The sequence below is a fragment of the Prescottella sp. D32 genome (assembly GCF_037287305.1).
Taxonomy (GTDB): Bacteria; Actinomycetota; Actinomycetes; order Mycobacteriales; family Mycobacteriaceae; genus Prescottella; species Prescottella equi.
The window spans coordinates 195,968-221,501 of the sequence record NZ_JARBSW010000004.1 but is presented as its reverse complement, the minus strand read 5'-3'; the positions used below and the strand labels follow the sequence as shown (position 1 = coordinate 221,501).

26 protein-coding genes and 1 tRNA gene are annotated in these 25,534 nt (G+C 69.5%); 16 read left to right on the top strand and 11 right to left on the bottom strand.

Going from position 1 to position 25,534, the window contains the following annotated elements:
- Nucleotides 1-5: 5 nt before the first annotated feature.
- On the bottom strand, nucleotides 6-2,153 hold the full coding sequence (locus PSS76_RS18300) for an MMPL family transporter (RefSeq protein WP_337456495.1): 2,148 nt from the start codon (nucleotides 2,151-2,153) through the stop codon (nucleotides 6-8).
- An 88-nt stretch (nucleotides 2,154-2,241) separates the two neighbouring features.
- Between PSS76_RS18300 and PSS76_RS18295 the strand changes: the two genes are divergently transcribed.
- Nucleotides 2,242-2,700, top strand: coding sequence for a MarR family winged helix-turn-helix transcriptional regulator (locus PSS76_RS18295; protein ID WP_005513264.1), 459 nt, complete (start codon nucleotides 2,242-2,244; stop codon nucleotides 2,698-2,700).
- Here the strand turns inward: PSS76_RS18295 and PSS76_RS18290 are convergent.
- From PSS76_RS18290 to PSS76_RS18275, 4 genes are read right to left on the bottom strand one after another with little or no spacing between them, the layout of a single operon-like run.
- Nucleotides 2,697-3,518, bottom strand: coding sequence for an Rv2133c family protein (locus PSS76_RS18290; RefSeq protein ID WP_064058807.1), 822 nt, complete (start codon nucleotides 3,516-3,518; stop codon nucleotides 2,697-2,699). The genes PSS76_RS18295 and PSS76_RS18290 overlap by 4 nt on opposite strands.
- Nucleotides 3,519-3,523: 5 nt before the next feature.
- Complete coding sequence (locus PSS76_RS18285; protein ID WP_005513266.1) at nucleotides 3,524-4,117, bottom strand: Rv2134c family protein; 594 nt, start codon at nucleotides 4,115-4,117, stop codon at nucleotides 3,524-3,526.
- 39 nt (nucleotides 4,118-4,156) lie between these two features.
- A complete protein-coding gene (locus PSS76_RS18280) occupies nucleotides 4,157-4,846 on the bottom strand; it encodes a histidine phosphatase family protein (protein WP_005513268.1) in 690 nt (229 codons plus the stop codon).
- Between the two features lie 36 nt (nucleotides 4,847-4,882).
- Nucleotides 4,883-5,728, bottom strand: coding sequence for an undecaprenyl-diphosphate phosphatase (locus PSS76_RS18275; RefSeq protein ID WP_175271474.1), 846 nt, complete (start codon nucleotides 5,726-5,728; stop codon nucleotides 4,883-4,885).
- 207 nt (nucleotides 5,729-5,935) lie between these two features.
- Here PSS76_RS18275 and PSS76_RS18270 point away from each other — a divergent pair, with 207 nt between their 5' ends.
- The 7 genes from PSS76_RS18270 (at nucleotide 5,936) to PSS76_RS18240 (ending at nucleotide 12,845) form a co-directional block, all read left to right on the top strand.
- A complete protein-coding gene (locus PSS76_RS18270; RefSeq protein ID WP_005513270.1) occupies nucleotides 5,936-6,871 on the top strand; it encodes an aldo/keto reductase in 936 nt (311 codons plus the stop codon).
- Nucleotides 6,872-6,987: 116 nt separating this feature from the next.
- The gene (locus PSS76_RS18265) at nucleotides 6,988-7,671 is read left to right on the top strand and encodes a biliverdin-producing heme oxygenase (protein ID WP_005513272.1); all 684 of its coding nucleotides are present in this window, start codon (nucleotides 6,988-6,990) and stop codon (nucleotides 7,669-7,671) included.
- A complete protein-coding gene (locus tag PSS76_RS18260) occupies nucleotides 7,668-8,687 on the top strand; it encodes a heme/hemin ABC transporter substrate-binding protein (protein WP_041674236.1) in 1,020 nt (339 codons plus the stop codon). The genes PSS76_RS18265 and PSS76_RS18260 overlap by 4 nt, the downstream gene beginning before the upstream one ends.
- Nucleotides 8,684-9,742, top strand: coding sequence for a FecCD family ABC transporter permease (locus PSS76_RS18255; RefSeq protein ID WP_005513274.1), 1,059 nt, complete (start codon nucleotides 8,684-8,686; stop codon nucleotides 9,740-9,742). Before PSS76_RS18260 ends, PSS76_RS18255 begins: the two co-directional genes overlap by 4 nt.
- Nucleotides 9,742-10,608: a heme ABC transporter ATP-binding protein gene (locus PSS76_RS18250; protein ID WP_064058880.1), complete on the top strand. Its 867-nt coding sequence runs from the start codon at nucleotides 9,742-9,744 to the stop codon at nucleotides 10,606-10,608. The genes PSS76_RS18255 and PSS76_RS18250 overlap by 1 nt, the downstream gene beginning before the upstream one ends.
- Before the next feature lie 124 nt (nucleotides 10,609-10,732).
- Complete coding sequence (locus tag PSS76_RS18245) at nucleotides 10,733-11,728, top strand: NHL repeat-containing protein (protein ID WP_013415993.1); 996 nt, start codon at nucleotides 10,733-10,735, stop codon at nucleotides 11,726-11,728.
- A 46-nt stretch (nucleotides 11,729-11,774) separates the two neighbouring features.
- Complete coding sequence (locus tag PSS76_RS18240) at nucleotides 11,775-12,845, top strand: quinone-dependent dihydroorotate dehydrogenase (protein WP_013415992.1); 1,071 nt, start codon at nucleotides 11,775-11,777, stop codon at nucleotides 12,843-12,845.
- Between the two features lie 61 nt (nucleotides 12,846-12,906).
- Here PSS76_RS18240 and PSS76_RS18235 read toward each other — a convergent pair whose 3' ends face one another.
- Both PSS76_RS18235 and PSS76_RS18230 read right to left on the bottom strand, forming a co-directional pair.
- Complete coding sequence (locus tag PSS76_RS18235) at nucleotides 12,907-13,437, bottom strand: YbhB/YbcL family Raf kinase inhibitor-like protein (protein ID WP_005513280.1); 531 nt, start codon at nucleotides 13,435-13,437, stop codon at nucleotides 12,907-12,909.
- Nucleotides 13,438-13,457: 20 nt separating this feature from the next.
- Nucleotides 13,458-14,813, bottom strand: a complete 1,356-nt coding sequence (locus tag PSS76_RS18230; RefSeq protein ID WP_013415991.1) for a M20/M25/M40 family metallo-hydrolase — start codon at nucleotides 14,811-14,813, stop codon at nucleotides 13,458-13,460.
- Between the two features lie 208 nt (nucleotides 14,814-15,021).
- On the opposite strand from PSS76_RS18230, the gene PSS76_RS18225 reads away from it, so the two are divergent.
- Nucleotides 15,022-15,107, top strand: a tRNA-Leu gene (locus PSS76_RS18225).
- 94 nt (nucleotides 15,108-15,201) lie between these two features.
- Here the strand turns inward: PSS76_RS18225 and PSS76_RS18220 are convergent.
- On the bottom strand, nucleotides 15,202-16,416 hold the full coding sequence (locus PSS76_RS18220; RefSeq protein WP_337456494.1) for a S8 family peptidase: 1,215 nt from the start codon (nucleotides 16,414-16,416) through the stop codon (nucleotides 15,202-15,204).
- A 212-nt stretch (nucleotides 16,417-16,628) separates the two neighbouring features.
- Between PSS76_RS18220 and PSS76_RS18215 the strand changes: the two genes are divergently transcribed.
- The 4 genes from PSS76_RS18215 to PSS76_RS18200 all read left to right on the top strand — a co-directional run bounded on the left by PSS76_RS18215 (nucleotide 16,629) and on the right by PSS76_RS18200 (nucleotide 20,297).
- The gene (locus PSS76_RS18215) at nucleotides 16,629-18,083 is read left to right on the top strand and encodes an SDR family NAD(P)-dependent oxidoreductase (RefSeq protein WP_084987382.1); all 1,455 of its coding nucleotides are present in this window, start codon (nucleotides 16,629-16,631) and stop codon (nucleotides 18,081-18,083) included.
- 91 nt (nucleotides 18,084-18,174) lie between these two features.
- Nucleotides 18,175-18,570, top strand: coding sequence for a universal stress protein (locus tag PSS76_RS18210; protein ID WP_005513287.1), 396 nt, complete (start codon nucleotides 18,175-18,177; stop codon nucleotides 18,568-18,570).
- 57 nt (nucleotides 18,571-18,627) lie between these two features.
- Entirely contained in the window at nucleotides 18,628-19,005 is a 378-nt protein-coding gene (locus PSS76_RS18205) for a DUF2784 domain-containing protein (protein ID WP_013415988.1), read from the top strand.
- A 41-nt stretch (nucleotides 19,006-19,046) separates the two neighbouring features.
- Nucleotides 19,047-20,297 carry a saccharopine dehydrogenase family protein gene (locus tag PSS76_RS18200; RefSeq protein WP_005513290.1) on the top strand — a complete coding sequence of 417 codons (1,251 nt, stop codon included), beginning with the start codon at nucleotides 19,047-19,049 and terminating at the stop codon, nucleotides 20,295-20,297.
- A 3-nt stretch (nucleotides 20,298-20,300) separates the two neighbouring features.
- Here the strand turns inward: PSS76_RS18200 and PSS76_RS18195 are convergent, their stop codons facing one another.
- Nucleotides 20,301-21,176, bottom strand: coding sequence for a class II glutamine amidotransferase (locus tag PSS76_RS18195; protein ID WP_005513291.1), 876 nt, complete (start codon nucleotides 21,174-21,176; stop codon nucleotides 20,301-20,303).
- Between the two features lie 81 nt (nucleotides 21,177-21,257).
- Nucleotides 21,258-21,785, bottom strand: a complete 528-nt coding sequence (locus PSS76_RS18190; protein WP_022595883.1) for a DinB family protein — start codon at nucleotides 21,783-21,785, stop codon at nucleotides 21,258-21,260.
- Between the two features lie 149 nt (nucleotides 21,786-21,934).
- Here PSS76_RS18190 and PSS76_RS18185 point away from each other — a divergent pair, with 149 nt between their 5' ends.
- On the top strand, nucleotides 21,935-23,197 hold the full coding sequence (locus PSS76_RS18185) for a CoA transferase (protein ID WP_337456493.1): 1,263 nt from the start codon (nucleotides 21,935-21,937) through the stop codon (nucleotides 23,195-23,197).
- On the opposite strand, the gene PSS76_RS18180 is transcribed toward PSS76_RS18185, so the two are convergent.
- On the bottom strand, nucleotides 23,149-23,859 hold the full coding sequence (locus PSS76_RS18180) for a lysoplasmalogenase (RefSeq protein WP_337456492.1): 711 nt from the start codon (nucleotides 23,857-23,859) through the stop codon (nucleotides 23,149-23,151). The two genes, PSS76_RS18185 and PSS76_RS18180, sit on opposite strands and share 49 nt — an antisense overlap.
- A gap of 64 nt (nucleotides 23,860-23,923) precedes the next feature.
- Between PSS76_RS18180 and PSS76_RS18175 the strand changes: the two genes are divergently transcribed.
- Nucleotides 23,924-24,403 (top strand): OsmC family protein, encoded by a 480-nt coding sequence (locus tag PSS76_RS18175; RefSeq protein WP_064058801.1) that lies wholly within the window; start codon nucleotides 23,924-23,926, stop codon nucleotides 24,401-24,403.
- Entirely contained in the window at nucleotides 24,400-25,458 is a 1,059-nt protein-coding gene (locus PSS76_RS18170) for a nucleoside hydrolase (protein WP_005513298.1), read from the top strand. Before PSS76_RS18175 ends, PSS76_RS18170 begins: the two co-directional genes overlap by 4 nt.
- Nucleotides 25,459-25,534: the final 76 nt, after the last annotated feature.

Below are 25,534 nucleotides of genomic sequence, written 5' to 3'. Positions count from 1 at the left end.
CGAGCCTAGTGGAGAGTCGATTCCGCCCTCGCGGGCGGCGTGTCCGACGGCTCCGGTGCCGACGCCAGACGGCTCGGCCACCAGATCCGCTGTCCGATGTCGACGGTGAGCGCGGGCACCAGGAGCGACCGCACCAGCAGTGCGTCGAGCAGCACGCCGAACGCCACGATGAACGCGAGCTGCGCGAGGAACAGCAGCGGGATCACCGCGAGCGCCGAGAACGTGGCCGCCAGCACCACACCGGCCGATGTGATCACTCCACCGGTCACGGTCAGCGCCCGGAGGGCGCCGCGCCGGGTGCCGACGCGCAGTGACTCCTCCCGCACCCGGGTCATGAGGAAGATGTTGTAGTCGATCCCCAGCGCCACGAGGAACACGAACGCGAACAGCGGAACCACCGGGTCCGCGCCCGGGAAGCCGAGCAGGTGGTCGAACACCAGCGACGACACCCCGAGGGTTGCAGCGAACGAGAGCACGACGGTGCCCATCAGCAACAGCGGCGCCAGCAGCGATCGAAGGAGCAGCGCGAGGATCGCGAACACCACCGCGATCACGACCGGGATGATGACCGTCCGGTCCCGGGTGGAGGTGTTCTTGGTGTCCAGGTCCGTCGCGGTCGGACCGCCCACCAGCGCGTCGGCCCCCGGAACCGCATGCACCGACTCGCGCAGTCGCTCGATCGTGCGCTCAGCGGCCAGCGAATCGGCCGGATCGGTGAGTGTCGCCTGGATCGCGACCCGGCCGTCGACGACCAGTGGGGTCGCCTCCCTCGGCGCCGTGACCGCTCGCGCGTCACTCACCCCGTCGACGCGGGACGCCGCGAGGACTCCGTCCAGAGCGTCGGCGTCGGCGATCACGACCGCGGGCGACCCCGAGCCCGCATCGAAGTGTTCCCCGAGGATCTGCTGGCCGGCCACGGAATCGACGTCGAGCAGGAAGATGTCGGACTGCGCAACGCCACTCGCCTTGAAGGTCGGCAGCAGCAACGCGAACGCGGCGAGCACGAGCGTGGACGCAACCCAGAACCGTCGCGGATGCGCGCCCACCTTGCGCGCCAGCGCGCCCCAGAACCGGTGGTCGGCAGCCTCGTCCCGGTCGGCGTGCTCGGGGTCGTACGCCGGTCGCTTGGGCCAGAAGGCGACCCGCCCGAACAGCACGAGCACCGCCGGCAGGTACGTCATCGACGCCACGAAGGACGCCGCGATACCCAGGGCGGCGACGGGACCGAGACCGCGGTTGGAGTTGAGATCGGACAGCAGCAGGCACAGCACGCCCGCGATCACCGTGCCGGCGGAGGCAGCGACCGGTTCGAGGGTGGCGCGCCACGCCCGCTTCATCGCGTCGAACCGGTCCGGCGCGTTGTGGAGCTCCTCGCGGTAGCGCGCCACCAACAGCAGTGCGTAGTCGGTCGCGGCACCGAACACGAGGATGAACAGGATGCCCTGGCTCTGCCCGTTCAGCGCGATCGCACCGGCATCGGCCAGCAGATAGACGAGCAGGCTCGCGAGTCCCAGCGCGAACACTGCGGACGAGAGCACCAGGAACGGCAGCAGCGGACTGCGGTAGACGATCACGAGGATCAGCAGGACCACCGCGGCCGCCACCAGCAGCAGCAACCCGTCGATGCCCTTGAACGCCGTCGAGAGGTCGGCGACCTGCCCGGCCGGACCGGTCACCAGAACCGTCAGACCGTCCGGCGGGCTGCTCAGATCCGTCCGCAACGTCTCGACACTGTCGCCGACGTCGACCGTCGAATCGATCGGCACGATCATCTGCAGCGCGCGGCCGTCCTGCGACGGGATCGGCGGTGAGATCTGGTCACCGAATCCCGGCTGTCCCGCGACCGAGGCGCCCACCCGTGCGAGGAAATCCGAGTCCGACGGCGTTGTCCCCGAATCGCGTTCGGCTACGACGATGGCGGGTACGAAACGGGTGTCGGTGAAGCCGTCGTAGAGGGCACCCGCCTCGGTGGCCTCCGCGGACGACGGCAGGAAGGCGGTGTTGTCGTTCTGCTGGACGTCACCGAGCTTGCCGGCGAACGGCCCGCCGAAACCGCCGACGCCCAGCCACACCAGGACCAGGACCGCCGGGAGCAGCCACCGCCACCGGGAGGTGCGACGCGTTGTGGAGTTGCTGGTTGCCGGCTTGCTCACGGGGCCTCCGGGGTCGGTGGACGGCTACTCTCGGAACACTTCCCCTCGGAGTTTATTCAGCCCACTGAACAATTGCACGGAGACGCCCTTGACCGAGCCCGCCCCGAACCGTCCGCCGGAGACCGGAGGCTTCGACACCTGGCCCACGGGCCGGTTGCTGTCGACCGCGGCTCGCCTGGTCGAGCACTCGTGGGAACAGGTGCTGCGCGCACACGGCACCACCCACGCCGGATTGATCGCGCTGCACAGTCTCACCGACGGACCCCGCTCCCAGCGCGACATGGCGCGCGCGTGCCGGGTCACCGACCAGACGATGAGCCGCACCGTCGAGCGGCTCGAGCGCGGCGGCTTCGTCACCCGCGCCACCGATCCCGGCGACGAACGTCGACAGCGCGTCACGATCACCGCGTCGGGCCGCGACATCTACACCCGACTGCTCGCCCTCGAACAGGACGACGACTCGCTCACCGCGGGTGTTTCCGATCCCCCCGCGCTACGCGCGCTCCTGATCGAACTGATCCGCGCCCGCCACGAACCGGCGGATTAGAACGCCGGCCACGGAATGGGCCGGGAGCCCGACGGATGCGGCATGACCGGATCCCGGACCAGCATCCGCACGCGGTCGCGCAATGCGTCGATCTCCCGGAACGTGATGTGCTCGGCCAGCACCGCGGGCAGTTCGTCGCCGGAGAGGCGCTCGGCGAGCGCAGCCAAATCGGCTACGAGGTCGTCCGCGATCGACGTGCCCGCCCATCCCCACAGCACCGTCCGGAGCTTGTTCTCCTCGTGCAGGCAGATGCCGTGATCCACGCCGTACACCCAGCCGTCGACGCCCTCGAGCGCGTGGCCACCCTTGCGGTCCGCGTTGTTCAACACCACGTCGAGCACGGCCATCCGCTGCAGCCGCGGGTCGTCGGCATGGATCAGCGAGACCTCTGCACCCTGGACGTCGAGCGCCCGCAGCACCTCGAGCCAGCCCGGTGGCACCTCCTCGGGCGGGCAGATGTCCACCAGATCGGGTTGGCCGCCCTCCTCGGGACGGCGCTCCGGGGTCTCGATCCACCGTTGGACCATGCCCGGACCGAACGGACCGTCCCGCAGGATGGTGGGCGGGATGACGCCCCAGCCGAGTTCCTCGGAAATCAGGTACGAGGCCACCTCGCGCCCGGCGAGGGTCCCGTCCGGAAAGTCCCAGAGCGGCTGCTCGCCGCGAATCGGCTTGTACACACACCGCACCGATCGCCCGTCCGTCGACGCATCACACACGAGGGTCGCGTTACTGGCGTGCACGATACGGCCGACCAGGGTCAGCTCGCCCTCCGCGAGCAGTGCACCGTCGGCAGGATCGAGAGGCTCGATCGGCACCGCGGTCAGAGCTCTTCCCCGAACTCGACGGAGGAATCGAACCCGGCGATCCGGCGATAGCCGTTGGTGCGGATGCACACGTGTCCGTCCGCACCGAGCGGTTCCCCGCACAGGGGACACGGGGCGCGCCCGGCCGCGACGACCCGCTCGGACCGCAACGCGAACTCGCGGGCCTGCAACGGGGTCAGGAACACGCGAACGGCGTCGGGGCCTTCTTCCGTGTCGTCGAGAACCACCGACTCGTCGAACTCGGTCTCGCTCACCGCGAGCAACTCGACCACGACCGACTCCGCCTCGGCGTCCCAGCCGAGTCCCATCGTGCCCACCCGGAACTCCACGTCCAGCGGCGTCACCAACGGGCTCAGATCGTCCAGCTCGCCGGTCTCGGGCGGCACCGCCGTGCCGAACCGGCGATGAACCTCCTCGAGGAGCAGACCCATCCTGTCCGCGAGCACCTGCACCTGCTGCTTCTCGAGCAGCACGCTCACCACCCGGGCGTCGTGCACGGCCTGGAGATAGAAGGACCGGTCGCCCGGCTCGCCGACCGTCCCCGCTACGAATCGATCAGGGGTGCGGAAAACGTGTATCGCGCGCGGCATTGCACCTCCTCGAATTCTTCGTACCGCCTCATTATCCGCCTAGTCGCCGTTACCGACCTCACCTCCGGGAACGGGCTCGCGCGCGTCGGGCTTGTGCCCCTGCCCGTCGAGGCCGCTCAAGTCTCCGCCGGTGTCGTTCATACGCAGGACGTACGGTCTGGTGTCCGTGTACCGGATCACGCTGATCGAGGCGGGCTCGGTGACGATTCGCTGGAATCCGTCGAGGTGCGTGCCGACCGCGTCGGCGAGCACCGCCTTGATCACGTCGCCGTGACTGCAGGCCACCCACAGCACGTCGCCGCCGTGTTCCTCGGCGAGTCGCCGATCGTGCTCCCGCACCGCGACGACGGCACGTGCCTGAACCTGGGCCAGGCCTTCCCCGCCGGGGAAGACAGCCGCGGAGGCGTGCTGCTGGACGACCTTCCAGAGCGGTTCCTCGACGAGTTCCTTCAGCTCACGCCCGGTCCACTGTCCGTAGTCGACCTCGACCAATCGGTCGTCGACTCGGGGGGTGAGGCCACGATCGACGGCCAACGGAGCGACCGTCTGCTCGCAGCGCAGCAGCGGCGAATGGACGATCTCCACCACCGAGAGTCCGGCCAAACGCTCGACCACCCTCTTCGCCTGCTCCACACCCAACTCGTCGAGTGCGACGCCCGACGAGCGACCGGCCAGTGTGCGGGCCGTGTTCGCGGTCGAACGTCCGTGTCGGAGCAGGATCACCGTCATGCGTCACAGCCTAGTGGGATCGGGCTCGGACGCCGGTCACGTCGCCGAGACCACGCCGGTCGCGAGCAACACGAGCACGAGCGTCCCGAGCGCGATGCGGTATCCGACGAACCAGTACATCGAGTGGTTGACGACGAAGCGGAGCAGCCACGCGATCGAGGCGTAGCCGATGGCGAACGCGATGAGCGTCGCGACCAGCAGCTGCGAACCGGAGGCGTTGAGTCCCTCACCTGCGGGCTCGAATGCATCCGGGAGACTGAACAACCCGGACGCCACGACGGCCGGGATCGCCAGCAGGAACGAGTACCTGGCGGCGGCCTCACGGGTCAGACCCAGGAACAGGCCCGCGCTGATGGTGCCGCCCGAGCGGGAGACACCCGGAATGAGTGCGAGCGCCTGCGCCGAACCCATGATGATGCCGTCCCGGGCCCGCAGGTCCTCGATGGGACGGGTCTTGCGGCCGTAGTACTCGGCTGCGGCGATCACCAGCGCGAACACGATCAGCATGGTCGCGATCAGCCAGAGATTCCTTGCGCCGGTACGAATCTGGTCCTTGAACAGAAAGCCCAGCACGCCCACCGGAATCGTGCCGAGGATCACATACCAGCCCATGCGGTAGTCGAGGTCCGAGCGGTGCTCGGCATGCAGCAGGCCCCGGAACCACGCGACGACGATGCGCCCGATGTCGCGCGCGAAGTACAGCAGCACAGCAGCTTCCGTGCCCAACTGGGTCACGGCGGTGAAGGACGCGCCGGCGTCGGTGCCGAAGAAGATCTCGGACACGATGCGCAGATGTCCGGACGAGGAGATCGGCAGGAACTCCGTCAGACCCTGCACCGCCCCCAGGACGATCGCCTGTAGCCAGGTCATGGCCTCGCCGATCACGCGCGGCACCCCGAGCCACTCGAGAAACGGGCAGTACCGCGGATGAGGTTGGGGGCATCCGGATTACACGCATGTAGTCCAATTTTCACGGCTCAGACGGTACCCGGCGTGGCTGTACTCGGCGCGCCGTGCGCGCTACTAGTGTTCTTGATCGGCGGGTGCCACCCGCCGACGAATTCATCCGGTGTCGAGGCGTGGGCGGTTATGGAATACAGAGCAGTGGGAACGAGCGGGCTGCGAGTGTCGAGGCTCGGTCTGGGCACCCTGCACTGGGGCAGGGACACCGACGGCGACGAGGCTGCCGCACAGCTGTCCGCTTTCGTCGACGCGGGCGGCACACTCGTCGACACCTCCCCCGCCTACGGCGACGGCAAGGCGCAGCGCCTACTCGCCGAACTCCTCGACGACGTCGTGCCGCGCGACTACCTCATCCTCGGCGGCAGCGCCGGGATCAACCCCTTCGCGCCGCCCGAGCAGCGGGTGGACTGCTCGCGCCGCGGACTGCTCACGCAACTCGACGCGACGCTGCGGGAACTCGGCACCGACCACCTCGACATGTGGCAGGTCGCGACGTGGGATCGGCTGACGCCCGTCGACGAGATCGCCGACACCCTCGACTTCGCGGTCACCAGCGGACGGGTGCGCTACACCGGCGCCCGGGGCTACCTCGGCTGGCAGCTGGCCACCGCCGCGGGCCGCTCGGGGCCGGGGCGACTGGTCGCCACCCAGGCCGAGTACTCGCTGCTCGCGCGGGGGGTCGAGGAAGAGTTGCTGCCGGCGGCGGCACACCACGGCATCGGCGTCTTCGCAGCGGTGCCGCTCGCAGGCGGCGTACTGACCGGCAAGTACCGGGACGGCATCCCGGCCGATTCCCGCGGCGCGGACCCCGCCCATGCCTCAGAGGTGCGCAGCTACCTCACCGAGTCGTCGATCCGGGTCGTCGACGCCGTCCTCACCGCCGCGGACGGGCTCGGCACGTCACCGCTCGCGGTCGCGCTCGCGTGGGCGCGCGACCGTCCCGGTATCGCGAGTGCCGTGGTCGGCGCTCGGGATCTGGCCCAGCTGACGGGCGTGCTGTCCGCCGAAGACCTCCGGCTTCCCCCGGCAATCGCTGCGGCGTTGGACGACGTGAGCGCGTGAATCGGGCGCGCGTCCAACTTTCGATTGATTCCCGGTATTTAGCGACGACAACCATGCGAGGATAGGCTAACCTCGTGTCCGTTGAGTTCGACGGATGTCGACGTGAAGGAGATCACATGGACGTGCTGGACCAGGGTACCGAAGCCGGCGAACTCGCCGGTTTCGCCGAGCGCATCAAGAGCGAGACCGATGCTGCTCACCGCGCCACCGAGCAGTCCCGATTCGTGGGTGATCTCCTCGCGGGCAAGCTCACCGAGGAGGGCTACGCGGCCCTGCTGGCGCAGACGTACCTGGTGTACGAAGCACTCGAGCGCGCTGCCGAGGCGCACGTCGCCGACCCCATCGCCGCGCCCTTCATCACCGACGACCTCGTCCGGCTGCCGTCCCTCGCCGCGGACCTCGAATTCCTCCTCGGACCCGGCTGGCGCGACCAGGTCGTCGCGACTCCCGCGACCGCCGCATACGTCGCCCGCCTCGAGGAGGTGGCGTTCGACTCGGCCGCCGATTTCGTGGCGCACCATTACCTGCGCTACATGGGCGACCTCTCGGGCGGCCAGATCATCCGCCGCATGCTCGAGCGCGCCTACGGCTACGAGGTCGACGGACTGCGCTTCTACATCTTCGACCGGATCGCCAAGCCGAAGGTCTTCAAGGACGAGTACCGCGCCAACCTCGACGCAGCACCGCTCTCCCCCGAGGAACAGGCTCGCTTCATCGCCGAGGTCAACCTCGCCTACGGTCTCAACGGTGCCCTCTTCGCGGACCTCGAAGCCGACATCGATCGTTACCTTGTGAAATGAGATCTGTGCTCTCCCGGCTCCTCGTCGTGGCCGCCTCGGCCGCGACCGTGGTCTCGCTCGCCGCGTGTACGTCGGTCCCCACCGGCGACACCGAGCAGCGCGGCCGGACCACCGCGGTGGTCGCCGACGCCGATCCGCGACCCGTCTCGAACGACCCCGTGCCCCAACTGCCGGTCACGGTGCGCAGCTTCGACGGCGTCGACGTCACCGTGACCGATGCCAGTCGCATCGTCACCGCGGACCGCTACGGCACGCTGACGGAGACGGTGTTCGCCCTCGGACTCGGCGACAACGTCGTCGGCCGCGACACGGCGTCGGCGTTCCCGGCTGCGAAGGACATCCCGAACGTCACCCCCGGCGGCCAGGCGATGAACGCGGAAGCGATCCTGAACCTCGCACCCACCGTCGTGCTGACCGACACCAGCATCGGCCCCAAGTCCGTCCAGGACCAGTTGCGTGCGGCCGGTGTCCCGGTGATCTTCTTCGATCCGACGCGCACCCTCGCGGGCGTCCCGGGGCAGATAACCGCCGTGGCGCAGGCGCTGGGCGTGCCGGGCCAGGGAGAGCAGCTCGTCGCGCGCACCGAACAGGAGATCGCGGACGCGAAGGCCATGGTCCCGGCCGGGTCCGAGAACTTGAAGATCGCCTTCCTCTACATGCGTGGGCCGTCGATCACCATGCTCGCCGGCCCCGGTTCGGGAGCCGATTCGCTGATCGCCGCGCTCGGGGCCACCGACGCCGGGACCGCGTCCGGACTGACCAGTGAGTTCGTTCCCATCACGAGTGAGGCCATGATCGCGTCGGCCCCGGACGTCATCCTGATGATGAGCGGTGGCCTCCAGTCGATCGGCGGCGTCGACGGGCTCGAGAAGATCCCGGGCATCGCGCAGACACCCGCGGGCCGCAACGAACGTGTCGTCGACATGGCAGACACCATGCTGCTCAGCTTCGGTTCCAACACCGGCCAGGTTCTGGCGGCACTGGCCGAGGCGATCTACCACCCCGACGCGGAATGAGCACCGCCGTCGCCAGCCGGCCGAGAGTGCGGCCCGGTGCCGTCGTCGTCGGGCTGGTGGTCCTGCTGGCCCTGCTGGCGCTCGCGTCGGCATGCATCGGCCAGGTGCCCACCAGCCCCGCCGAGGTCCTCGGCAGCATCGCGCACCGTGTCGGACTCGACATCGGACCCATGCCGTCGCATCCCAGCGGCGAGGTGACGCTGTGGCAGGTGCGCTTCCCGCGGGTGATCCTCGCGATCCTCGTCGGGGCGGCGTTGGGCTGTTCGGGCGCCCTCCTGCAGGGCGTGTTCTCCAATCCGCTCGCGGAACCCGGCGTCATCGGCGTCTCCGCGGGCGCGGCCGTCGGCGCCAGCGCGGCCATCGTCCTGGGCGGCGCGTTCACCGCGGGCCCCGCGGTGGCGGGCGCGGCGTTCGTGGCCGGCCTCGTCACCACGACACTGGTCTACCTGCTCGCCCGCTCGGACGGCCGCACCGAGGTCGTCACGCTCGTGCTCACCGGCGTCGCGATCAACGCCTTCGCGGGTGGTCTCATCGCGTTCTTCACGTTCGTGGCCAGCCCCGCGGCCCGCGACCAGATCGTCTTCTGGCAACTCGGCAGTCTCAACGGCGCCACCTGGAATGCCGTCGCGATCGTCGCCCCCATGGCGATCGCCGGTATCGCGGCGTCGATGCTGATCGCCCCCAAGCTGGACCTGCTCGCCCTCGGCGAGAGCGCGGCCCGGCATCTCGGCGTCGATGTCGAGAAGCTGCGCCTGATCGCCATCGTCATCGTCGCGGTGCTGGTCTCGTCCGGCGTCGCGTTCACCGGCATCATCCTGTTCGTCGGCCTGGTCGTCCCACACGTGATGCGCATGCTGGTCGGCCCCGGACACCGTCTGCTGCTACCCGCCAGCGTGCTCGGCGGCGCGGTGGTCCTCCTCGCCGCCGACCTCGGTTCGCGCACCCTCGTGGAGAACGCCGATCTGCCGCTCGGCATGCTCACCTCGCTCGTCGGCGGGCCCTTCTTCTTCTGGCTCCTCCGCCGCACCCGGTCCCGGCAGGGAGGGTGGGCCTGATGGCATCGCTGCTCGACCGGGCCCGCAACCTGTTCGGTCGCGAGGTCACGGGACCGGGACGTACCGAGCCGGGCGCCGTCACCATGCGGGCCGCCGGCATCAGCGTCGAACGCGGCGGCCGCATCGTCCTCGACGGCGTCGACATCACGGTTCGCGCGGGCGAGGTCCTCGCCCTCGTCGGGCCGAACGGCGCCGGCAAGTCGACGCTGCTGGCCGCACTGTCCGGGGACCAGCCCGTCGCGAATGGCACCGTGGAACTCGACGGCCGGCCACTCTCCGCGTGGACACCGGCCGAGATGTCGCGTCGCCGCGCGGTGCTGCCGCAGCAGCACACCGTCGGATTCTCGTTCACCGCTCGCGACGTGGTGCGCATGGGACGCTCCCCGTGGCAGCGCACCGATCGCAGCGCCGACGACGAGAAGGTCGTCGACGAGAGCCTGGCGATCTGTGACGTCGCGCACCTCGCCGATCGACCGTTCAGCGTCCTGTCCGGCGGGGAACGGGCCCGCGTCGCCCTGGCCCGGGTCCTCGCGCAGGACACCGAGACGGTCCTCCTCGACGAGCCCACTGCGGCGCTGGACCTGGGTCATCAGGAGTCGGTGATGACGATCGCACGGGCCCGGGCCGCGAACGGCGCCGCTGTCGTCGTCGTGCTGCACGACCTGGGGTTGGCCGCTGCCTACGCCGACCGCATCTGCATCCTCGAGGATGGGCGTGCCGCAGCCGACGGCACACCCGCCGAGGTCTTCACCGAGGAACTGCTCAGCCGCGTGTACGGGCATCCGGTCGAAGTGTTCGAGCATCCCCGTTCGGGCGCCACGCTGGTCCTTCCGCGCCGCGACGACGGTACTGCCACGCGGCACTGACCGCGTGTGGGTGTCGCGCGCCTCACGAACAGGCCGACTCGAATTCCGACGGTCGGTGTCGATCATGGATGCTAGAGGCGAGCGACCACGCAGCACCCCTGCATCATCTCCGAGGAGCACACCCATGCGAGTAACCGCACCGCGCATCACCGCTTGCACGATCGGGGCCGCGCTGCTGTTGCTCACCGGGTGCTCGAGCGAGAAGGACGGTGACGATCTCCAGACGATCGAACCGGCCACCGCTGCAGTCGCCCCGGCCGCGGCCACACCGTCCGGATCGGTCGAGTCCCTCGGGCGCCCGGTGGACGCTCTCGCGTTCGACCCGGCCACCGACACCACGGCGATTCTCACCGACGGCGGCGCGAACCTGCTGCTGCGAGGTGCGGGTGAGCCGCGCTCCGTCACGCTCGACGGCCGGGCCGTCGACATGACCGTCGCCGCCGAGGGCCGACTGCTGCTCCCGATGGACGGCCGGGTGCAGATCGTGGACGCGGCCTCCGGGGAGAAGTCGGCAGTCACGGTCGACGGCGACGCCCGGTCCGCTCTCTTCCTGCCCGACGGCAAGCTCGCCGTGGGTCTTGCCGGCGGCAAGGTTCAGCTCGTCGACCCCACCACGAGCGAGGTCACCGAGACGATCTCCGGGCTCGCATCGGTCGACGAACTCGCCCTCACCGACGGAGATCTGAGCGCCCTGGACCGCCGTCAGACGTCGCTCACCGAAATCGATCTGGGTGACTCGTCGCTCGGCATGGCGTTGCGCGCCGGCGAGGGCGCCACGCAACTCGTCACCGACGAGCACGAGCGGATCCTCGTCACCGACACCGCGGGGGACGAACTGCTGGTCTTCACGACCGATCCGCTGATGATGCGCCAGCGCTACCCCGTCCCGCACGCCCCCTACGCGCTCGCGTACGACAATCGCACCGACCTGGTGTGGGTGACACTCACGGGCAACAACAAGGTCGTCGGCTACGACCTGTCCACCGGCGTGCCCGTGGAGAAGAACCGTTTCGACACCGTCCGTCAGCCGAACTCGGTCACGGTCGACACCGCGACGGGCACGCTCGTCGTCGGGTCGGCCACCGGCGACGGCCTGCAGCGGATCCCGCTCGCGGGCTGATCGACACCACCCATCACGTTTCCGGCATCCTGCCTCGAGGAGATTCGTGTACTACCTGCTTCTTCGTCTGATGTTCCGGGTCCCCCCGGAACGCATCCACCACCTCGCGTTCGCGGCGATGCGGCTCGTCACGCGCTTCGCGCCGATCCGCGCGCTGGTCGCGAAGGTGCTCGTCGTCGACGATCCCGCGCTGCGCACCACGGCGTTCGGCGTCGACTTCCCGGCCCCGGTGGGCCTGGCCGCCGGCTTCGACAAGGACGCGACGGGTGTCGACACGTGGGGTCCGCTGGGCTTCGGCTTCGCCGAGGTCGGCACCGTCACCGCGCAGGCGCAGCCCGGAAACCCGGCGCCGCGACTGTTCCGGCTGCCCGACGACCGGGCCCTGGTCAACCGGATGGGCTTCAACAACCACGGCGCCGGCAATGCGGCCAACCACCTCCGTCACCGTCGCGGCGACGTGCCGATCGGCGCCAACATCGGCAAGACGAAGATCGTCCCGGCCGAGGACGCACCGGGCGACTACACCGCGAGCGCCCGGTTGCTGGGCCCGCTGGCCGACTTCCTCGTCGTCAACGTCAGTTCCCCCAACACGCCGGGCCTGCGTGATCTGCAGGCCGTCGAGTCGCTGCGCCCGCTGCTGCAGGCCGTGCTCGACACCGTGCACATCCCGGTGCTCGTGAAGATCGCGCCGGACCTGTCCGACGAGGACGTCGACGCGGTCGCCGATCTCGCGGTGGAGTTGGGGCTGGCCGGCATCGTCGCCACCAACACCACGATCTCGCGGACTGGGCTGAACACCCCGCAGTCCCGGATCGAGGAGATCGGCGCGGGCGGACTGTCCGGTGCGCCGGTGGCCGCGCGTTCGCTCGAGGTGCTGCGGCGCCTGCACGGCCGGGTGGGCGACAAGTTGGTTCTGATCTCGGTGGGCGGTATCGAGACAGCGGACCAGGCGTGGGAGCGGATCCTCGCGGGCGCGACGCTCGTGCAGGGCTACACCGGCTTCATCTACGGCGGCCCCTTCTACGCCAAGAAGCTGCACAAGGGCCTGGCCCGCAAGGTTCGCGAGGCCGGTTTCCGGTCCATCGCCGATGCCGTGGGCGCCGGGGCACGAACGTAGCCCCGCACGCGTCGAGGGCCCGTCACCGTTGATCCGGTGGCGGGCCCTCGACGGTGGAAAGCTACTTCTGCTCGTAGGTTCCGGTGATCACCGCGCGCCCGATCGCGTGCGAGAACAGGTTGAAGCCGAGGAATGCCGGCTTCGAGTCCGCGGTGATGTCGAGGTGATCGACGTCCACCGCGTGGACCGCGAACATGTAGCGGTGCGGCCCGTGCCCCTTGGGCGGGCATGCGCCCAGATACCGGGCGAGACCGCCGTCGTTCTCCAGCGTCACGGCGCCGGCGGGCAGCCCGGATCCGTTCTCGTCTCCGGCGTCCGCGGCCAGCGACGTCGTGCCGACCGGGATGTTCGCGACCGCCCAGTGCCAGAAACCGGATGCGGTCGGGGCGTCCGGGTCGAACATCGTGACGGCGAAGCTCTTGGTCTCGGGCGGGAATCCCGACCACGACAACTGCGGGGACACGTCGTGGCCGCCCGCCCCGAAGATCCCGCTGACCTGATCGTTCTTCAGCGGCGCACCGTCCGTCACGTCGTCGGACGTCAGCGTGAAGGACGGCAGGGCGGGAAGGTCGTCGTACGGGTTGTGCGACATGTGGGAGTCCTCTCTCTCGATCAGCTGTGCATCAGGAAATGTTCCATCACCCGGGTGCCGAAGCGCAGGGCGTCGACGGGCACACGCTCGTCCACACCGTGGAAGAGCGCCGCGAAGTCCAGGTCCGGCGGCAGCCGCAGCGGCGCGAAGCCGAAGCAGCGGATTCCCAGGCGCGCGAATGCCTTTGCGTCGGTTCCTGCCGACAACATGTACGGCACGGTGCGCCCGTTCGGATCGTGCGCGAGGATCGCGTCGTTCATGGCGTCGACCAGATCCCCGTCGAACGTCGTCTCGTACGAGTCCAGCTTGGTGATCCATTCGCGAGTGACGTTCGGGCCGATCAGCGCGTCCACTTCCCGCTCGAACGCGGCCTGCCGCCCCGGCAGTACGCGGCAGTCGAACACGGCCTCGGCCGTCTGCGGGATGACGTTGGCCTTGTAGCCCGCCTTCAGCATCGTCGGGTTCGCGGTGTCGCGCAGTGTCGCACCGATGATGCGCGCGATGCTGCCCAGCTTCGCGAGGGTGCCGTCGATGTCCGGGGAGTGCGGATCGAAGTCGACACCGGTCTCCTCCGCCAGGACGGTGAGGAATTCGGCAACCGAGTCGGACATCACGAGCGGGAAGGTGTGGTTGCCCAGCCGGGATACCGCGTCCGCGAGGATCGTCACCGCGTTGTCCTCGTGCAGGAACGATCCGTGGCCCGCCGTGGCCTTCGCGGTCAGTCGCATCCACCCGAGTCCCTTCTCGGCCGTCTCGACGAGATAGAGGCGCTTCTCCGTGCCGTCCGCGCGCGGGACGGTCAGCGAGAAGCCACCTACTTCGCCCACGGCCTCGGTGACACCCTCGAACAGGTCCGGCCGGTGGTCGACGAGCCACTGGCACCCGTACTTGCCGCCGGCCTCCTCGTCCGCGACGAACGCGAACAGGATGTCGCGCGGGGGCACCGTGCCCTCGGCCTTGAACTGCCGGGCGAGCGCGAGCATCATGCCGCACATGTCCTTCATGTCGACCGCGCCGCGGCCCCACACGTAGCCGTCCTCGACTGCACCCGAGAACGGATGCACGCTCCAGTCGGCGGGCTCCGCGGGGACGACGTCGAGGTGGCCGTGCATCAGCAGCGTCCCCCGCGCCGGGTCCGCGCCCTTCAGTCGCGCGAAGACGTTTCCGCGCCCGGGGGCGCCCGACTCGACGTACTCGGTCTCGTAGCCGACCTCCTCGAGCCTCGCCTGCACCCACAGGGCGCACTCTCGCTCCCCCTTGGTCGTCTCGAGCTCACCGGTGTTCGACGTGTCGAACCGGATCAGGGAACTGACGAGCTCGACGACCTCGGATTCGGCGCGGCCCGGGGACCCCTCCGACGACCGATCCGACGTCACTGCTTCTCCATTTGCTGCCACCCCACTTTCCTACCACCGTCGGGCGCCCCACCGATGAACCGACAAGCCCACATATAAGCCGCAAAAACCACCCCTGACCAGCCGATTTTGGACCTGGCGCAATATCGGATAATCTTTCCAGGCACCCGGAGAACGGGGGCAGACGAAAAACAACTGAAGGCCCCGCGAACAGGCGGGAAAGCAACGAGTCCGAGTGGCGGAATGGCAGACGCGCTAGCTTGAGGTGCTAGTGTCCTATTAACGGACGTGGGGGTTCAAGTCCCCCCTCGGACACTCTGAGTTGAGACAGACGACGAAGACCCCGGTTCATCGAACCGGGGTCTTCGTCGTTCTCCATCCACCCCCCGGGATCGGTCCGCTCTCGTCGTCAGGAGCGCATGGTCCCGGCTCTCCGATCCACGCGGTGCGCCTCCGCCAGTTCCCGCACCGCGAGATCCTTGGCACACACCAACAGCGAGCCCAGCGCGCTCACGCGAGGAAACGTCGACTCGGTGTGATTGACGTTGTCGTGGTCGTCCGCACCGTCGTACACGACGGTCGAGCCTCGGGCCAGCCACCGCTTGACGTCCGCGACCGTCGGCAGATGCCCCGTCGTCCGCAGGTGGAACGACTGCAGCAACGCCACCACGCCCAGCACGACGGGTGTCGCCTGGCTCGCGCCGTACTGGATCGACTCACCGGTGTCGTTGAGGATGCCCGACGACGTGATCGGCGAGCCCGGTGCGAATGTGTCCGTCGCGCAGGGCCCTCCGATCGTCCGGTGCAGGCGCTGCGTGAACGGCGTCAGCCTGTCGGAGTCCGATGCGAACGCCTTGGCGCCGTCGCGGTACCGGAAGCTGCCCTCGTCGGCGTCGTACACCGCACCGACACTGATGGTCTGCCGGAAGATCGCCGGGTAACACATTCCCTGCATGCCGCCGTGCGCGTAGTAGTCGTTGCCGGCCGCGAGGCAACAGCACACGCCCTCGTCCGTCAGCTCCTGCAGCAGCGCCCCGATCGCGTCACCGGGCATGTCGGTGTCGGTGGTCCGGTTGTCGGCCGCGCCGGTGGCCAGGCACAGCGCCGAGATGCCCAGCATGGAGCGGCGGTCGAGCAGCCAGTCGAGCGCGTCACGGATGTCGGCGAACCGCCCGGTGCCGGCGTTCGACAGGACCTTCACGGGCACGATCCGCGCGTTCGGTGCGATCCCGGTGTGGATCCGCCCGGCGCAGGCGATCCCCGCGACGGACGTGCCGTGGCCGTGGCCGTCGGTCACCTCCGACGGGTCACCTCCGTAGTCGGACGTGAAGTTGCGGCCCGGCACGACACGTCCCGCGAAGTCGACGTGCGTCGACCGCAGGCCCGTGTCGAGGACCGCGACGGTGATTCCGGATCCCGACACGTTGAAGTCGCGGCGCGCCTCCGGCGCCCGCACCAGCAGGTCCACCTCGGTCAGTTCCGGAAGAAACGGCCCGTCCTTCTGGAGCGGCGCTTCGACCGGTGCGACGGCCTCGCCGTGCAGCGCCTCGAAGGTACCGACGACGGCGCCCGACCCCGACCGGTCCGTCGCGGATCGCCCGGAGGAACCGTTCGACTCGTTCATTGTCCTCACCCTCCTCGAGGGTCATCTCTCGAGCGGGGGCTGCCCGGGGGGCAGTCCCCCTGGTAGCTCACATGCTCCTCCGGCGGGGCTGCCGTGTCACCAGCCCGGCGAGCGTGAATCAGCGACTCGTGCGGTCGGTAGAATGTCCGGTCGGCCCACCCACATCCGGGGCGAGCGGCCTCCACTCGAGATCAGGACTGAGTTACCCACCGATGGCACAACCGATGACCGGGATCGACCCCACCGACCTCGACGTCTGCCTGCGAGTGCTGTCGGAGGCATCCTCGCTCGACGCCGACCACCCCGACTCCGTCGCACTGCAGCGCGCCGTCGGCAACCTGTTCAAGAAGCTCAAGCGTCGTCGCCGCAACGAGACGCGCGACGCGGTCTCCGAGGCCGATCGCGCCGTCGTCGCCGCAACCGCGACGGGTTCGCCCGACCGCATCGACGACGAGACCGCCGGAATCCCCCTGACGTCCAACACGGTCGGCGCCACCGCGGGAACGCTCATCCGGCCGCGCCCGTGCTACATCTGCAAGCAGCGGTACACCCAGGTGGACGCGTTCTACCACCAGCTGTGCCCCGACTGCGCGGCCGCCAGTCACGCGAAGCGGGACCAGCGCACCGATCTGACCGGACGCCGGGCCCTGCTCACCGGAGGCCGCGCCAAGATCGGCATGTACATCGCGTTGCGGCTGCTGCGCGACGGCGCCCACCTGACGATCACCACCCGGTTCCCGAACGACGCCATCCGGCGTTTCAAGGCCATGGAGGACAGCACCGACTGGATCCACCGCCTGAGGGTGGTCGGCATCGACCTGCGCGATCCCGCGCAGGTGGTCGCGCTGGCCGATTCCGTTGCGGCGCAGGGGCCCCTCGACATCCTGATCAACAACGCTGCCCAGACGGTGCGCCGCTCCCCCGGGGCGTACAGCGCGCTGGCCGACGCCGAGTCCGGGCCGCTGCCGGCCGGCGAGCTGCCCGACGTCGTGACGTTCGGCAAGACCAGCGACGCGCACCCGGCCGCGCTGGCCGGTTCGCTGTCCACGTCCGCGCTGGCCGCGTCCGCGAATCTGACCGCCGAAGAGGTGAGTTCCCTCGCTCTCGTCGCCGGTTCCGCAACCCCGGCCCGGATCGAGCAGGGTGTCGCGATCGACGCCGGCGGGCTGCTGCCCGATCTGGCGCACACCAACAGCTGGGTCCAGACGGTGAGCGAGGTCGATCCCATCGAGTTGCTCGAGGTGCAGCTGTGCAACTCGGTCGCGCCGTTCATCCTCGTCTCGCGGCTGCGTCCGTCGATGGCGGCGGCCGCGGCTCGGCGGAAGTACGTGGTGAACGTCTCGGCGATGGAGGGCCAGTTCAGCCGCGCCTACAAGGGCCCGGGCCACCCCCACACCAACATGGCCAAGGCCGCGCTGAACATGCTCACCCGCACGAGCGCCAAGGAGATGCTCGACGACGGCATCCTCATGACGGCCGTCGACACCGGCTGGATCACCGACGAGCGCCCGCACTACACGAAGCTGCGCCTGGCCGACGAAGGTTTCCACGCCCCGCTCGACCTGGTGGACGGCGCGGCCCGGGTCTACGACCCGATCGTGCAGGGCGAGGCGGGCGTGGATCTCTACGGGTGCTTCCTCAAGGACTACCGGCCGTCACCCTGGTGAGCGCGGAGAGCGACGTGTGCCACACCGGCATTCCGCCGCGGAGCGGGGATACTGGGTGGGCGTACCGATCACTCCCTGCTCTGGAGGCCTGATGGCGATTGCCGTTGCACACAGCGACAGCCCGGAAGGCCGCGTGGCCATGGTGTACGCCGCGCGGGAAGCCATGCAGCGTCGCGAACAGCTGCTCGTGTTGCAGGTGCTCGACGATGCCGGCAGCGACGCCGACCGCGAGGCCCTGCGCGCGGAGGTACAGACCGTGCTCGACGCCGGCGGAGTCGGCGAATCCCCGTGGGAACTGCGGACGTGCGAGCACAGCGGGGACCGCGTCGGCGCTCTCGTCGACCTCGTCGCCGACAGCGGCGCCGGACTGTTCGTGGCGGGCAGCAAACGGATGTCTCCCATCGGCAAGTTCCTGCTCGAACGGTCGCTGCAACGCATCCTGCTCGAGGTCGACGTTCCGGTGCTGGTGGTGAAGGAACCGCAGTAGCCTGGACCCAGGTCCCACTCCCGAAGACCCGTCCCGATTCGCCGGGGAGGTGGCGCGGTGCCGTATGGGTTTCTCGTGGACGCCACGGTCCTCGTCCACCTGGCGTTCCTCGGGTACGTGGTGGCGGGTGGCTTTCTCGCGTGGCGATGGCGTCGGACGATCTGGCTGCACGTCGCGGCGGTGGCATGGGGATTCGCCACGGTGCTCGTCGGATTCGACTGCCCTCTCACGCACCTCGAGAACTGGGCCCGGGGCAAGGCCGGGGAGCAGCAACTGCCGTCGGACGGATTCATCGCGCACTACTTGACCGGTGTGCTCTACCCGACCGACGCCCTCGACGTCGTCCGGGCACTCGTCGCGCTGTGCGTGGTGGCGTCGTGGATCGGTTTCGTGACGCTCCGGCATCGCGGTAGCGGACGCCGCGCCCCCGTGTGACTTTCCTCGCACGATTTCTTACTCGCTAGTAGGGTCGTCGTATGACCTCTGAACAGCGCACCCGCACGCTCGATGTCGTCGTCTACGGCGCCACCGGATTCGTCGGGCGCCTGGTCGCCGAGTATCTCGCACGCAGCGCGCCGGGCGGTACCCGCATCGGCCTGGCGGGCCGCTCGATCGACCGGCTCGAACGCGTCCGGGCGGAACTGGGTCCGGCCGCGGCGGATTGGCCGCTTCTGCGGGCGGACGCGAAGGACGAGCAGTCGTTGCGAGATCTCGCCGCCGCCACCCACGTGGTCGCGACCACCGTCGGGCCGTACGCCAAGTACGGGTTGCCGCTCGTCGCAGCGTGCGCGGAAGCGGGAACCGATTACGTCGACCTCACCGGGGAGACGCCCTTCGCGCGGGAGAGCATCGACCGCTTCCACGACAAGGCCGTCGCGAGTGGCGCCCGAATCGTCCACTCGTGCGGATTCGACTCGATCCCTTCGGATCTCGGCGTACACGTGCTGCACCGGCGGGTCCAGGCGGACGGTGCCGGTGATCTCACCGACACCACGCTGGTGGTCACCTCGATGCGTGGCGGCGTCAGCGGCGGCACCATCGATTCGTTGCGGACCCAGCTCGATGCCACCAAGCGCGATGCCGAGCTGCGCCGGATCACCGTCTCGCCGTACTCGCTCAGCCCGGATCGGGCGGCGGAACCGGATCTCGGCCGCCAGCCCGACATGGCCCTCGTGCGCGGGTCGGACATCAGGCCGGGGATGGCGGGATGGAAGGCGCCCTTCTTCATGGGCCCGTACAACACGCGGGTGGTCCGCCGCTCCAACGCCCTCTCCGGCTACGCATACGGCAAACACTTCCGGTACCGCGAGGTGATGAACGTCGGGTCGTCGTTCGTGTCCCCCGTGCTGGCCGGAGCCGTGGCCGCGGGCATGGGTGCGTTGGTCGGCGGATTGCTGTTCCCGCCGACCCGTTGGGTGCTCGACCGTGTGCTGCCCAAGCCGGGAGAGGGACCGAGCGAGAAGGCGCGGCGCAGCGGCCACTTCACGATCGACCTGTACGGCGACACGACGTCCGGCGCCCGCTACACCAGCCGAATCGCCGCGCAGGGCGACCCCGGGTACGCGGCGACGGCGGTCATGTTCGGCGAGTCGGCGCTGGCGTTGGCGTTGCAGCGCGACGAGCTACCCGATCGTGCCGGCGTCCTCACCCCCGCGACCGCGATGGGCGACGTGCTGGCCGACCGCCTGCGCGCTGCGGGATTCGAGATCCGCGCCGAACCGGCCTGACCGTCAGGCGCCGCTCTGCCCCTGCGACGACGCGGCGTGCTCGGACAGATCCGCGAGTGTCAACCGATGGTTCGGCGGTCGCTCGCGGATCATCGTCCGGGTCACTTCGTGGTTCGGCCCCACGTGCAGAAGCTCGCCCGGGCACAACGACTCCCAGTCGGGATCCTCGTCCATCGGTTCGGTCGCGACCACGACCGCCGGCAGGGTTGCGAGCGCACCCGACCTGGCCCGGACGGTGCCCGCAGTGCTCGCGTGGTCGAGGTGTCGCCGCCCGCTGGGGCCTCCGGGACGGCGCCGCAGCACCATGAGGTCGTCGGTGTCCGGGTAGCGGAACGCCCACATCTGTTCCGCCTCGATCAGGACGAAATTGATCGAGAGCATCCGCAGGTTGTCGGCGATCCAGCCGACCGCGGCCGTGATCCCGGCAGCCACGTCGCCGTCGTTCTCGTCGATGTGCCGGGTGATGAGCGCGAAGTAGCGCTCGGAGTCGGTGTCCCCCTGCACCAGATCGCGGTAGTCCCCCAGTTCCGCCTCCAGCTTCGGCAGGTCCTCGATCACCCCGTTGTGCGCGAACAGTCGGCCCCTCTGCTCGAACGGGTGGGTGTCGGCGAGGTTGTTCGCGCCCGTGGTCGCGTACCGCACGTGCGCGACGAACGTGGCCGACTCGCGTTCCTTGGCCTCCCACGCGAACCGGCTGTCCTCGTACGCGGCGACGGGCTGCTTCTCGAGCCGTGGAGTCCCGTCCTCGGTGAACGTGCCCAAGCCGGTCCCGTCCGGCATCCGCCGGCTCTGCTGGGCGAGGCTGTCCTGCGCATCGAGCAACCAGAACGTGGCGTGCACGCGGTGCGGGGCGGCTGACATTCCGAACAGTCGACACATGGTCGTCGTCCTCCTGACGTCGAGGCCGGTCTCGCACCAGTATGAACGCGCACACCCTCCCGGTGTGCGCGTTCGCCGCCGTCAGAACTCCATGCCGGCGTCGGCGCCCATCTGCATCGTCGTGTTCGCCCCGTCCAACGACTCGCGGATGATGTCCGCGTGGCCCGAATGGTGCGAAGTCTCGCGCAGCACGTGCAGCAGCACCCGGCGTGCGGTCCACCACTGCCGTTCCGGTGCCCACGGTGCGGTCGGCAGCGGGACGAGCAGGTCGAGGTCGTCGAGCGACGCGACCACCCGCGCGGTCTCCTGCGCGGTTGCCCGATAGTCGTCGAGCAGACCGGCGAGGGTCTCGTCCTCGGTCATCGTGTACGTCGCCATCGCAGTCTCCATGTCGAACTCCGCGGTCTCGTCGCGCTCGACGATCTTGCGCACCCAGTCCCGCTCGGTGTGGGTCACGTGCTTGACCAGACCCCCGAGCGTGAGGTCGCTCACGGTCGAACGCGTCCGGGCCTGCTCGTCGTCGATCCCCCGCACGGTGATCAGGAAGTTGTGGCGCTGATCGTCGAGCAGCGCAAGGATGTCGGCGCGTCCGCTGTCGATTCCACTCATGGTGTTTCGTCCTTCGGTCGGTGTGGGTCGAGCTCGATGAAAACCACGCTACGAGCTATTGCGGACACATTCGGTCCGCAATAGCGAGGCGGGCGAAACTCGGGTGTCGGCGGCAGGCAGATCCTCGGCCGGGCCCTAGCCTTCACGAGGTGACTCCCCCGACTCATGCGTTCCTGGCGGCCCGGTTGCCCGCCTTCGACCTCGCGGTGCACGCGGTGTCCGCATTCGCGACGGCAGCCGACGCGATGCGGGTCGCGACCGGGCACGCACCGCACGGGGTGACCATCGCTCCGGAGCGGATCGCCGCCTCGTTCGCCGGTGACCGGATGTTCCGCCGAGACGGCCGACCGGTCGCGGGGTTCGCGGAGTTGTCGGGCTTCTTCGACGTCGCGGACGGCTGGATCCGCACGCATGCGAACTATCCCCACCACCGCGCCCGACTGACCGACATCGTCGAACTGCCCGCGGACTGCTCGCGAGCAGAATTCGCCCGACGTGTCGCGACCCTGTCCGGCGCAGAAGTGGAGGAGCGGGCAGCCGCGGGCGAGGCGATCGCGGTCCGCGTCCGCACCGAGCAGGAGTGGGCATCGAGTGCCGCCGGTGTCGCGGCAGCGTCGGGCGCACTCGTGAGCGTTCACGCCCGCAGCGACCGGTCGTCGCACCGAGCGACGGGTACCGCCTCGCAACCGCTGACCGGGGTGCGCGTTCTGGATCTCACCCGCGTGATCGCCGGCCCGGTCGCGTCGCGCGCGCTCGCGTTGCTCGGGGCCGACGTGTTGCGGATCGATCCACCGGCCCTGCCCGAGATCGCGTGGCAGCATCTCGAGAACGGGCAGGGAAAGCGGTCGGCGCTGCTCGACCTGCGGGACGTCGGTGGACTCGAACGGTTCCGGACACTGCTCACCCGCGCCGACATCCTGCTCACCGGGTACCGGCCGGGCGCCGTCGAGTCCCTGATCGGCGACGCCGCCGGGTACCGTCCCGGGTTGATCCACGGCCGGGTCTGCGCCTGGGGTCACCGCGGCCCCTGGGCCGGCCGCCGCGGCTTCGACAGCATCGTGCAGGCCGCGTCGGGCATCGCGCTGGTCGAGGGCGACGGACGGCCCGGCGCCCTGCCCGCGCAGATCCTCGACCACGCGTCGGGTTACCTGCTGGCGTCCGGCGTGCTGGACGCCCTCGCCCGCCGCCACCACGACGGCGGCGGACACGACGTCGACGTCTCCCTCGCGTGCACCGCAGCCTGGCTGCTCGCCGCTCCCGGTCGGCGCGCCGAACCGCCGGTCGCGGCGGCGCCGGGGCCCGCCACGGTCGTCACCCGTGACGGGATCACCACGGCACGGCCACCGCTGCCGGAGTTCCCCGACTATCCCTTTCCGGCGAGAGCCTGGGGCGCGGACACGGCCGAGTGGTGACCGCGGTCTCGCGCGAGCACTCCCAGCACGATCAGCACCTGCGCAGCGATGTACGTCGCCATGATCCAGAATCCTTCCGCCGGGGGCTCGAACCAATCGGCGAAGGCGCCGAGCGCGATCATGCCGTCCGAGACCAGGAACAGACCGCCGCCGATCGCCGCGGTGCGCCCGAGTCCCGCCGACAGCACCGCCATGGCCCCGAGCGCTGTCCCGTAGACCAGTGCGGGAACCAGTAGGGCCCCGGCGCCCGGCGCGCACGCGGCGACGAGCAGTACGACGGCGACGGCGTACACCGCGACCAGGCCGGCGTGTCGGCGTATCACCCCGCGCCCGTTGAACGGCACGAAAGCGGCGATATACGTCGCCTGAGCCGCCAGGAAGAAGCCCACCATCAGCAGGAACGCCGTGTCCCCGTCGGCGAGGTCGGGGGCGGTGTCGCCGAGCCACGAGAAGCCCAGCGCGATCAGGACCAGAATCACCAGCCGCGTGCGCGGCGTCTCGGTCGACAGCCACACGATCGCCGCCAGCACCGGCATGAGGAACCACTGGGTGACGTTCGCGACCGCGTCGGCATCGAGTAGTTGGGCGGCGAGATGCGCGACCCCGAGGAGCCCGAAAACCGTCCAGGCGACCCGAACCGAACGGCTCCGCTGCGAGTTCATCGTCACATGGTAGGACCGGGACGCCGCGGCGCCGCCGAACCCCGGCTCGAGCCATGATGCTTGCATGGCCGACCACACCTACAGCCTCGACGTCGAGTGGACCGGGAACCGCGGTTCCGGAACGAGCGGCTACCGCGAGTACGACCGCGAACACACGGTGTCGGCTCCAGGAAAACCGACGCTGGCGGGAAGCGCGGATCCCGCGTTCCGAGGCGTTCCGGAAGCGTGGAATCCCGAGGAACTGTTGGTCGCTGCGCTGTCCCAGTGCCACATGCTCTGGTATCTCGGGCTGGCCGCAAACGCCGACATCGTCGTCACGCGGTACACCGACCACCCCACCGGCCGGATGGAAACGAACCCCGATGGCTCCGGCCAGTTCTCGGAGGTGGTGCTGGCACCGCAGGTGGTGGTGGCCGAGCCGTCGATGGTCGCGCGTGCCGAGCGCTTGCATGCCGACGCACACGACATGTGTTTCATCGCTCGTTCGGTGAACTTCGCCGTCGGGCACCGCTCCACGGTCACTGCAGACGGCGGTCCGCGATGATCGACCGCACCTCGCTCATCGTCGACGTGGACACCGGAATCGACGACTCGATTGCCCTGTTGTACCTGCTCGCCCGCGAGGACGCGGATATCGTCGCGGTTCTCTCGACCGCCGGCAACGTACCCACCGCGCAGGTCGCCGCCAACAATCTGGCGTGGCTGGAGCTGTGCGGGCGCACCGACATCGAGGTCGCCGTGGGCGCCGACGGACCACTGTCCGTCCCGCTGCGCACCACCGAGGACACCCACGGGCCGCAAGGCATCGGATACGCCGAGCTGCCCGCCCCCGAACTGCGCCCGTCCGGGCGTTCTGCAGCCGACGCCTGGGTGGAGCTCACGCGCGAGCGGCCCGGTGAACTGGTCGGCCTCGTGACCGGTCCGTTGACGAACCTGGCGCTCGCGATCCGGGCGGACCCCGAACTCCCCCATCGGCTGAGGGGGCTGGTCGTGATGGGCGGCGCCTTCGAGTATCCCGGGAACACCACACCCGTCGCCGAATGGAACATCTCCGTCGATCCCGAGGCCGCGGCAGAGGTGTTCGCGGCGTTCTCCGCCGTCCCGCCCGAACGGGCGCCCATCGTCTGCGGGCTCAACCTGACCGAGCGGATCGTGCTGACCCCGGACCACGTTCGACGGTTCGCGGAACTCGCCGGCAGCGCCCCGATCGAGGACATCGAGCCGACCGACCCGCCCGGACTCCGGTCCGCTGCATCGAACCCCCTGGTCCGGCACGTCTGCGACGCGGTGCGCTTCTACTTCGAGTTCCACCGCGACCATGCGCAAGGGTTCATCGCGCATCTGCACGATCCCTTCGCGGCGGCGGTCGCCCTCGATCCGTCGATCGCCACCTACCGAGCCGCCACGGTCGATGTCGAAACCGAGGGGCGGATCACGCGAGGACAGACGGTCGCCGATCGTCACGGACTGTGGGGAAGATCACCCAATGCCCGGATTGCGTGGGATACCGATGAGTCCGTTTTTCTCGAAGACCTGATCACCCGGCTGGCCGCCTTCGCGCGGCCCTTCGGACAGCAATCGGAGCGAACCGAACGGTAGCTCGACACTGGTACCGTTTCGTGATCTGGATGGGCGTCCAGTCGGCATGCCGGCTACGGCCAGACAGGTTGTTCAG

What these genes read in the sequence shown, in the direction of transcription:
- PSS76_RS18285 (WP_005513266.1), bottom strand. Translation starts at nt 4,117, where the DNA reads ATGCCGCGCGCGATACACGTTTTCCGCACCCCTGATCGATTCGTAGCG.
- PSS76_RS18280 (WP_005513268.1), bottom strand. Translation starts at nt 4,846, where the DNA reads ATGACGGTGATCCTGCTCCGACACGGACGTTCGACCGCGAACACGGCC.
- PSS76_RS18270 (WP_005513270.1), top strand. Translation starts at nt 5,936, where the DNA reads ATGGAATACAGAGCAGTGGGAACGAGCGGGCTGCGAGTGTCGAGGCTC.
- PSS76_RS18265 (WP_005513272.1), top strand. Translation starts at nt 6,988, where the DNA reads ATGGACGTGCTGGACCAGGGTACCGAAGCCGGCGAACTCGCCGGTTTC.
- PSS76_RS18260 (WP_041674236.1), top strand. Translation starts at nt 7,668, where the DNA reads ATGAGATCTGTGCTCTCCCGGCTCCTCGTCGTGGCCGCCTCGGCCGCG.
- PSS76_RS18255 (WP_005513274.1), top strand. Translation starts at nt 8,684, where the DNA reads ATGAGCACCGCCGTCGCCAGCCGGCCGAGAGTGCGGCCCGGTGCCGTC.
- PSS76_RS18250 (WP_064058880.1), top strand. Translation starts at nt 9,742, where the DNA reads ATGGCATCGCTGCTCGACCGGGCCCGCAACCTGTTCGGTCGCGAGGTC.
- PSS76_RS18245 (WP_013415993.1), top strand. Translation starts at nt 10,733, where the DNA reads ATGCGAGTAACCGCACCGCGCATCACCGCTTGCACGATCGGGGCCGCG.
- PSS76_RS18235 (WP_005513280.1), bottom strand. Translation starts at nt 13,437, where the DNA reads ATGTCGCACAACCCGTACGACGACCTTCCCGCCCTGCCGTCCTTCACG.
- PSS76_RS18220 (WP_337456494.1), bottom strand. Translation starts at nt 16,416, where the DNA reads ATGAACGAGTCGAACGGTTCCTCCGGGCGATCCGCGACGGACCGGTCG.
- PSS76_RS18215 (WP_084987382.1), top strand. Translation starts at nt 16,629, where the DNA reads ATGGCACAACCGATGACCGGGATCGACCCCACCGACCTCGACGTCTGC.
- PSS76_RS18210 (WP_005513287.1), top strand. Translation starts at nt 18,175, where the DNA reads ATGGCGATTGCCGTTGCACACAGCGACAGCCCGGAAGGCCGCGTGGCC.
- PSS76_RS18200 (WP_005513290.1), top strand. Translation starts at nt 19,047, where the DNA reads ATGACCTCTGAACAGCGCACCCGCACGCTCGATGTCGTCGTCTACGGC.
- PSS76_RS18195 (WP_005513291.1), bottom strand. Translation starts at nt 21,176, where the DNA reads ATGTGTCGACTGTTCGGAATGTCAGCCGCCCCGCACCGCGTGCACGCC.
- PSS76_RS18190 (WP_022595883.1), bottom strand. Translation starts at nt 21,785, where the DNA reads ATGAGTGGAATCGACAGCGGACGCGCCGACATCCTTGCGCTGCTCGAC.
- PSS76_RS18180 (WP_337456492.1), bottom strand. Translation starts at nt 23,859, where the DNA reads ATGAACTCGCAGCGGAGCCGTTCGGTTCGGGTCGCCTGGACGGTTTTC.
- PSS76_RS18175 (WP_064058801.1), top strand. Translation starts at nt 23,924, where the DNA reads ATGGCCGACCACACCTACAGCCTCGACGTCGAGTGGACCGGGAACCGC.
- PSS76_RS18170 (WP_005513298.1), top strand. Translation starts at nt 24,400, where the DNA reads ATGATCGACCGCACCTCGCTCATCGTCGACGTGGACACCGGAATCGAC.